4 protein-coding genes and 1 pseudogene are annotated in these 5566 nt (G+C 71.7%); all 5 read left to right on the top strand.

From position 1 onward, the window contains the following. Positions 1 to 407 precede the first annotated feature (407 nt). On the top strand, positions 408 to 1109 hold the full coding sequence (locus ABZ885_RS34520) for an LAETG motif-containing sortase-dependent surface protein (protein WP_360197700.1): 702 nt from the start codon (positions 408 to 410) through the stop codon (positions 1107 to 1109). 280 nt (positions 1110 to 1389) lie between these two features. Next, on the top strand, positions 1390 to 1851 hold the full coding sequence (locus tag ABZ885_RS34515) for a hypothetical protein (protein WP_360197698.1): 462 nt from the start codon (positions 1390 to 1392) through the stop codon (positions 1849 to 1851). 11 nt (positions 1852 to 1862) lie between these two features. Next, positions 1863 to 4094 carry a DUF6571 family protein gene (locus tag ABZ885_RS34510; RefSeq protein WP_360197695.1) on the top strand — a complete coding sequence of 744 codons (2232 nt, stop codon included), beginning with the start codon at positions 1863 to 1865 and terminating at the stop codon, positions 4092 to 4094. A 629-nt stretch (positions 4095 to 4723) separates the two neighbouring features. After that, complete coding sequence (locus ABZ885_RS34505) at positions 4724 to 5266, top strand: hypothetical protein (RefSeq protein WP_360197693.1); 543 nt, start codon at positions 4724 to 4726, stop codon at positions 5264 to 5266. Positions 5267 to 5341: 75 nt separating this feature from the next. After that, a pseudogene (locus ABZ885_RS34500) lies at positions 5342 to 5566 on the top strand (hypothetical protein); the annotation flags it as partial.

The raw sequence follows: 5566 nt of genomic DNA, 5'->3' as shown, positions 1-5566 counted from the left end.
GCACGTCCCCCAGCAGGATCCGCACCCCGTACGGGCTCTCCGCCACCTCGTAGAGGTCCCCGCGATCGTGGTGGCGGCCCGTCGCCGGGCGGCCCGGCGGAGCTGACCCTTCGTCCACCGACCGATGCGGCGCCCTCGGTGATTGAACCTGATCGCCCGGGGCGCCGTTCTCCGTGGCAGCGTGACGAAGTCCATTCAAGTTCGCCGGAACCGCATCCGGCGAGGTGGCGGGCATGATGAGCTGGTCGTGCACATCCGTGGCCGGGTGGACGGGCGAAATCCGGCCGCACGCGGGGTGTGGGGCGGGACGGGAGTGCCGGTAGAGTCCCCCGGACACTCGTAGCGGGCCACCGTCAAAAACCACTCAACACGCCTGCTGCACAGGACCGTTCGGAGGGAACAACGAAATGGCGCGACAGCGGCGGCAGTTCGGCATCAGGAGCGCGGCACTGGCCGGCACGGCGGCGGCAGCCGTCCTGCTCCCGGTGGCCCTGGCCACCAGCGCCTCGGCGCACACGCCGAGCTGGCAGGTGAGCTGCGACAAGATCCAGATCGATCTGACCAACTACAGCGACAAGGCAGGCGTGAAGAACGTCGTCAGCCTGACCGTCGACGGTGAGAAGGTGCTGGACCAGAAGGAGTTCGGCAAGGAGTTCCACGGGTCGTACCCGGTCAAGGACCACAGCAAGCCGGTGAGCGCGACCTTCATGGTCACCACCACCGAGGACCCGAAGAACCACGACTGGAACAAGACCGAGACCAAGACGATCGAGGTCTGCCACACCCCGACCCCGACCCCGACCCCCACGCCGACCAAGACCGAGACGCCGACCCCGACGCCGACGGCCACCAAGACCGCGACGCCGACCCCCACCACCACGCCGACCGGGACGGCCTCGCCCACCGCGACCGCCAGCCCGACCGCGACCGCGGCCACCACCCCGGCCAAGACGCCCGCCCCGGCGCCGAGCACCACCGCCCCGGCGCTCGCCGCGACCGGTAGCAGCGACTCCACCCCGGTCATCGCCGCGGCCGGCGGCGGCGTGGTGCTGCTCGGCGGCGCGCTCGTCCTGATCGCCCGCAAGCGCCGCGGCGGCAGCCACAGCTGACGCCCGCACGAGGCCTCCCGGCGGCCCCCCGCTCGCACAGCCGAGCGGGGGGCCGCCGTGCTGTGGGCCGAGCCGGCCGCTGGTCCGGGCCGCACCGGTCGGACGATGATCCTCAAGGTTCGCTCAACTCCACCACGGCGGAGTGGGCACCCGTGAAAGCGTTCGTCCGGCAGCAGAAGCTGTGCACAACGGGGTGCGGCCGAATCTCCTCCGAATACGGAGAACGGGCCGCAGGTTGGATGGGCCGTCCCTTCGACGGTCACCTAACGGGGGGTTCCACATGGTCGACCTCGACTTCGAGCGGCGGATGAATCCGTGGCTCTTCGACAGTTCCGGAAATCCGACGGAAGCGGCAAGGAAGCAGTTCCCGGACCTCGCGGCCGCCGCGTCCGGCGCGCCCGCACCGTCGTCGTGGACGCCCACGACGCCGGGCACGCCAGGGGGCCCGACCGTGGCCGTCAGTCCGGACGCGCTGCGCAAGGCCGCGAACAACGCGGCCACGTTGCAGACGAAGTTCACCCAGGCAGGCCGGAAGCCGTTCGACCGCCTCCACGAAGCGACGGAGGACCTGCCGCGCAGTTGGGCGCTGGTGGGCGCGCTGTGGACCGCGGACGAGGTCTGGATGGCGCAGGTCAACTCGCTCGACGCGGCGCTCGGGAGGGTGTCGGAGTTCCTGGGCATCAACGCCGACTCCTACGCGCGCGCCGAGCAGTTGAACGCGCAGAGCTTCGGGAAGAGCTGAGGGGACTCGTCATGGTGGAATTCAGTGAACTGCGGTCCGCGCCGCTCTCCGGTATCGACCGGGTGGCCGGTGCCTTCGAATCGCTCGTCCGGAGTTGGGAGTTCTCCTCCGAGCTGACCGGTGACGTGATCACCCCCCTGCAGGGCTCGGGCTGGCGCGGCAGCGCGGCCGAGCAGGCGGCCGACGGTATCCGGAAGGTGCGCACCGAGATCGACTCGGCCTTCGAGGAGGCCAGTGCCATGGCCCTGGCCCTGCGCGATGCCCACACCGAACTCGCCGGGGCCCAAGCCGACTTGAAGGCGGCCCTCCAGTCGGCAACCGACCAGGGGCTGACGGTCGACGACACCGGTGGCGTCCACTGGCCGCCGGCGACCAACACGGCGGACAAGAAGGACGTGGAGTACGCCGACACCTACCGGCAGAAGGCGACGGGCGTGGCCGACGCGATCGCCAGGGCAGTCGCCCGGGCCACCGCGGCCGATGCCGCGGCCGCCGCCGCCCTCGCGGCGGACACCGGCACCGACCGTACGTCCTTCAACGCGAAGCCGGTCGGGGGACAGCCGGAGGAGGAGGCCGAGAAGGCGGCCGACCTGCTGCGGCTCGGGGACAAGGCGACGGAGGCCCAGATCCTCGAACTCAACCAGCTGGTGAAGAGCCACGCCGGGGATCCCCGGTTCGCCACCGCGTTCTACAGCTCCACCGGACCGGACGGCTTCCTGAGCTCCTACGGCGCGTTGAGCGAGTTCGGCGGCTACTACGGCAGCGACGCGACCAAGAAGGCGCTCCTCGACCTGCAGGGCAACCTCGGCCGCACCCTGGCCACGGCGACGGACGGGGCCAAGGTGCCCCACCTGTCCGACGCCTGGCAGACCGGGCTGCGCAAGGCCGGCGCCGCCCAGTACCAGCTGCTGCCGGACCGGCTCCAGGGCGGCAACCCGTACGGCTACCAGATCCTCTCCAACATCCTGCGGACCGGCACGTACGACCCGCACTTCCTCAACCCGGTCGTCGAGCACGTCACCCAGCTCAGTGCGGAGAACCCGGGCCGGTGGGAGGACGCCGTCAGCAAGGCCAACCCGATCAACCAGGTGTTCTTCCTCGGCAAGGACGGCTCCGGCATCAACCCGATGTCAGGCGCGCTGGAGGCCCTCGGCCACAACCCGACGGCGGCGACGAAGTACTTCCACGACGCGGCCACGGTCTACAACGACGACGGCACGGTCAAGGCCACCGGCCAGCCCAACACCTACCTGAAGCAACTGACCGGCACCGGCTTCAACTCCGTCCTCCAGGACTACCAGCCCGACCACTTCAGTCCGCACGGCAAGGCCGCGTCGATGGAGGCCGGTGCGCTCGGCCACGCCCTGGAGGCCGCCACGACCGGCCGGGCGTACGACGCGACGGACGCACCCCTGCCGGTGCACACGCCGGAGATGGCGGCCGTGATGGCGCAGGTGGTGGACCGCTTCGGGAACGGCGACGGTCCCGGGCTGCTGGGCAAGTCCGGGCTCTTCGCGGGAACGTCCGGCAGTCTCGGCCACATCACGGCGGTCTACATGGGCGACGTCCAGGCCGCGCTCAACCCCGGCGACAACACCCTCCCGACGCACGGCACCCGGGCCGCGCTCGACCAGGCGAACACCGAGAAGCTGCTCGGCGCGCTCGGGCGCAACCCCGAGGCCTACGGCGCTATCGCACAGGCGCAGCAGGCCTACACCACGGCGCACATCCAGGACGTGATGCAGCACCGCGATCAGTACAAGGACCTGTTCGGTGACGCCGTCCGCAACGCCGCCCGCCCCGGGGGCGAGGTCGCCGGCATCCTCACGGCGGCGCGGACGGACGAGGTCTACGTCAAGGCCCAGGCCGAGGCGGACGCGTACAACAAGGCGATCGACCAGAACGCGGTCTGGGCCAAGACGGTCTGGGCGATCACCGGCGGCAAGGTCCTCGGCGACATTCCCGGGGTCGGCGGTGGGATGTCGTACCCGGTGAACGGCTTCATCGACAGCATCGGCGACTCCTACCACATCGAGGCGCACCCGAGCGACGACGCGACGGTCGCCTACGACGCGGGGAAGAACTCCGCGGCTGCGGCGGCCCAGGCCGCAGTGGAGAAGGCCGGGCGGGCCGCCGGGCTCGAAGAGCCGTACCTCAACACCCTGGCCCTCTCGGCCGCCAACGAGACCAAGAACGGGCTCGGCGACGGTGCCACGCTGTTCGGCAGGGCGCTCCATGGCTGACGCACCGGCGTCGCCCCCGGCCGGCGGCGCCGGGCGCAGGGCGGCCTGGTACCGCCGGCACCCGCTGGTGCTCGCCGCCGTGACGGCCGTGGCCGTCGCGGCGGCCGGGGGCGGGCTGTGGTGGTCCGCGCGCGATCCGCTGACTCTGCCCGCCACCGCCTGCTGGTCGCTGCTCGACCGGAACGACCTGAAGCCGTTGACCGACAGGGCGAGCGGGACGTTCGGTGTGCGCTACACGGGAGGCGGCGAGGCCGGGGAACCCAGCCAGGACCCGGGCGGACTCCGAGCGGGCGGGCACGACCAGACGTGCCTGGTGAAGCGTGATCACTCCGTCCTGCTGGACCTGACGGTGCGGCCGCTGACCGGCCTCATCTACGACACGGACTACAGGCCGGGCGCCGTTCAGGTGACCGACCCGGCGCCGAGGAGGATGGACCTCCCCGAGCACTGGCTCCAGCCCGCGCAGGTCCATGCCGCTCCCCCGTTCCCCGTCGCGTCCGCCGTCCGGCCGCGCATCCGCTACCCCGGCATTCTCCGCCCCCGGCAAGCCGATCGAATATCGGATGATCGGCTCGCCGGGGGCGCGGTACGCTTCGCGCCGATCACAGCAGCGAGCGGGGGGCGTATACATGACCGACAGTCAGACAAACGGCGGCAGAGGGCGGAGACGGCTCCGGCTGGTCGCCGGCGTGGCCGTCGTACTGGCGGCGGCGGTGACCGGGGCCGTCCTGGTCCTCGGAGGCGGCGAGCCGGGGCTGAAGCAGACGCTCTGCGGCCTGCAGCGCGCCGACGGCACTCCCCTCGACCGGTTGCTGCCCAAGGAACACCCCGGCACCGAGCAGCGCGAGGTGCGTGGCGAGGGGCAGGTGTCCTGCAAGATCTCGGTGGACGGGGAGCAGGCCCTGAGCATCAGCCTGATCCGCGTCGATGCCGACAAGCCGGACGACAACGGGCGCAGCCCGAAGGGCCTGATCGGCCGGGGCCCCCTCGCGTCCGGCCCGGGCGCCGGGGTGACGGAGTACTGCGCCGACGACCACTCCAAGGCGGTCATGGTGACGGTGATCACGGACACCTTCCCGAGGAACGCCGCCGACCGGGACGCGTCCACCAAGGCCCTGGGGTCCCTGGCGGAGAAGGTCGTGGCCGAGCAGCAGCGGGACGTCTGCCACTGACCGGGTGAACCCGGCACCGCGGCAAGGCTGTTCGGGGCCTGGTGCAACGGACCGGCGGGAGCCACAATGCGGGGCATGCGGAGACGGCTCCTGGTCGGCCTGGTCCTGGCCGCGGCGGCGGCCGGGTGCAGCGGCGGGACCGCCGCCGTACCCGGAAGCACCGCCTCGACGGCGCCGCCGCCGGCGCAAGACCCCTTGGCGGACTGCGTCCTGGCCATCACGCCCTGGCTGCAGACCTCCCTCGACGGCGGCACCGACCTCGGCGACTACCAGGAGATGGGCCTCTCCAGCGCCCAGGGC

Source organism: Kitasatospora sp. NPDC047058, assembly GCF_040643935.1.
GTDB lineage: Bacteria > Actinomycetota > Actinomycetes > Streptomycetales > Streptomycetaceae > Kitasatospora.
This window is presented reverse-complemented; position numbering and strand designations above follow the sequence as displayed.